The organism is Mesorhizobium sp. M2A.F.Ca.ET.039.01.1.1 (genome assembly GCF_003998035.1).
Classification (GTDB): domain Bacteria; phylum Pseudomonadota; class Alphaproteobacteria; order Rhizobiales; family Rhizobiaceae; genus Mesorhizobium.
Genome location: NZ_RZRY01000794.1, coordinates 1 through 2620 on the forward strand (window position 1 = coordinate 1; position 2620 = coordinate 2620).

Consider the following 2620-nt stretch of genomic DNA (forward strand, 5'->3'; position numbering starts at 1 on the left):
TGAGCCAGTGCGGCCGCGCCATCCCGACGAGCATTCTCTACGAGGTCGCCATCTGGTCATCGCGCATGATCGAGCGCGCCCAGGCGCGCGACCGGCTGGCGCGCGAGCAGGCGAATGCGGACAGCTCTGTCGCCGGCGACAAGACGCCGGACGCGCCGTCCACCTGAGCGGCGGCAAGGCAGGGAAATCGAGGCGGCGCTTATCCGCCGTCTTGCATCGATAGCCGATGCGGTTTACCCCCTCGGTCCTTACTTTTGAGGATCGACCATGCTTGATATCAAATGGATTCGCGAAAACCCGAAGGCCCTTGTCGAGGCGCTGGTGAAGCGCTCGTGGTCGGCTGACGAGGCGCAGTCCACGGTCGACGATCTGATTGCCAAGGACGAGGCGCGGCGCTCGCATCTCAGCGAATTGCAGGTCAAGCAGGAGCGCCGCAACGCCGCCTCGAAGGAGATCGGCAACGCCATGCGCTCGGGCGATGCAGCGCTTGCCGAGAAGCTCAAGGGCGAAGTCAGCGATATCAAGGCGTTCATCCAGAACGGCGAGGCGCGCGAGCGCGAGCTCGACAAGGCGCTGAACGACGCGCTTGCGGTGCTGCCCAACGTGCCGCTGGAGGACGTGCCGGTCGGCAAGGACGAGCACGACAATGTCGTCAAGCGCATCGTCGGCGAGGTGCCGACGCGTCCGAACTGGGTGAAGGAGCATTTCGAGATCGGCGAAGCGCTCGGCATGATGGATTTCGAGCGGGCGGCGAAATTGTCCGGCACGCGCTTCACCGTGCTGAAAAGCCAGTTGGCCCGCATGGAGCGCGCGATCGGCCAGTTCATGCTCGACCTGCACACGATCGAGCATGGCTATGAAGAGGTCATCCCGCCACTGATGGTGCGGGATGAGGTGCTTTTCGGCACCAACCAGCTGCCGAAATTCGAGGAAGACCTGTTCTTCACGCCGCATGGCGACGGTCGGCTTGGCCTGATCCCCACGGCCGAGGTGCCGCTGACCAACCTCGTGCGCGAGGAGATCACCGCGCATGAAAAGCTGCCTCTGCGCTACACGGCGCTGACGCCGTGCTTCCGCTCGGAAGCGGGCTCGGCCGGCCGCGACACGCGCGGCATGCTGCGCCAGCATCAGTTCTACAAGGTCGAGCTGGTCTCGATCACCGATCAGGAAAGCTCGATCGCCGAGCATGAGCGCATGACGCGATGCGCCGAGGAGGTGCTGAAGCAGCTCGGCCTGCCGTTCCGCACCGTCACGCTCTGCACCGGCGACATGGGTTTTGGCGCGCGCAAGACCTACGACATCGAGGTCTGGCTGCCGGGGCAGAACGCCTATCGCGAAATCTCGTCCTGCTCGGTCTGCGGCGATTTCCAGGCCAGGCGCATGGATGCCCGCTACAAGGACAAGGACGGCAGGGGCAACCGCTTCGTTCACACGCTCAATGGTTCGGGTACCGCCGTCGGCCGCGCTCTCATAGCTGTCATCGAAAACTACCAGAATGAGGATGGCAGCGTAACCATTCCTGAAGTGCTGCGGCCTTACATGGGTGGTCTCGCCAAGATCGAAGCGAAGTGAACGCATGCGCATTCTTCTGACCAACGATGACGGCATCCACGCCGAAGGGCTGGCGTCGCTCGAACGCATCGCCCGCACGCTGTCGGACGACGTGTGGGTGGTGGCGCCCGAGCAGGACCAGTCCGGTTACGCGCATTCGCTGTCGATTTCGGAGCCGCTTCGGCTGCGCAAAATCGGCGAGAAACATTACGCGGTGCGCGGCACGCCGACCGACTGCGTCATCATGGGTACGAAGAAGATCCTGCCCGGACCGCCGGACCTGATCCTGTCCGGCGTCAATTCCGGCGCCAACATTGCTGATGATGTCACCTATTCCGGCACCGTTGCAGGCGCCATGGAAGGCGCGCTGCTCGGCGTGCGCTCGATCGCGGTCAGCCAGGCTTATTCCTATGTCGGCGAGGATCGCGTGGTTCCTTACGAGACGACCGAGTCGCTGGCGCCGGCGCTGTTGAAGCGACTGGTGGAAACGCCGCTGCCGGACGGCGTGCTGCTCAACGTCAATTTTCCGAACTGCGCTCCCGACGAAGTGGAGGGCACCGTCGTCACCTCGCAGGGCAAGCTGGTGCACAGCCTCTGGGTCGATGAGCGGCGCGACGGACGCGGCCTGCCTTACTACTGGCTGCGCTTCGGCCGCGAGCCGGTCGAAGGCAAGAAGGGCACGGACCTCTACGCGCTGCGCAACCGGCTGGTGTCGGTGACGCCGCTGCAGCTCGACCTCACCGCCCATGAGCTCCGCGACCAACTGACCAAGGCGCTGTCATGAACATGGCATCGGTATGAACACGGTTTTGGCATGAACGTGGTTTTGGCATGAACACAGGCATCGACGACCGCGAGGATTTCGCCGCTTTCCTGCTCAGGCTGCGGGGCAGGGGCACGGCGCCCAAGGCGCTGGTCGCGGCCTTCGAGGCGACGCCTCGGCGCGGCTTCCTGTCGGCCCAGTTCCACGCGCTCGCCTGGTCGGACGGCATGCTGCCGATCGAATGCGGCGAGGCGATCGAGGGCGCCGATTTGCAGGCAGCCGTGATTGCCGCGCTGCACATCGAGC

The 2620-nt window shown here is 64.5% G+C and carries 2 protein-coding genes and 1 pseudogene; all 3 read left to right on the forward strand.

Translation table 11 applies throughout. The features are described from left to right. Window positions 1–267 precede the first annotated feature (267 nt). On the forward strand, window positions 268–1572 hold the full coding sequence (gene serS, locus EOA24_RS33790; protein WP_126082290.1) for a serine--tRNA ligase: 1305 nt from the start codon (window positions 268–270) through the stop codon (window positions 1570–1572). Window positions 1573–1576: 4 nt separating this feature from the next. Next, a complete protein-coding gene (gene surE, locus EOA24_RS33795) occupies window positions 1577–2335 on the forward strand; it encodes a 5'/3'-nucleotidase SurE (RefSeq protein WP_126082291.1) in 759 nt (252 codons plus the stop codon). A gap of 47 nt (window positions 2336–2382) precedes the next feature. Then, window positions 2383–2620: pseudogene (gene pcm, locus EOA24_RS33800) on the forward strand (protein-L-isoaspartate O-methyltransferase); the annotation flags it as partial.

What these genes read in the sequence shown, in the direction of transcription:
- serS (WP_126082290.1), top strand. Translation starts at nt 268, where the DNA reads ATGCTTGATATCAAATGGATTCGCGAAAACCCGAAGGCCCTTGTCGAG.
- surE (WP_126082291.1), top strand. Translation starts at nt 1,577, where the DNA reads ATGCGCATTCTTCTGACCAACGATGACGGCATCCACGCCGAAGGGCTG.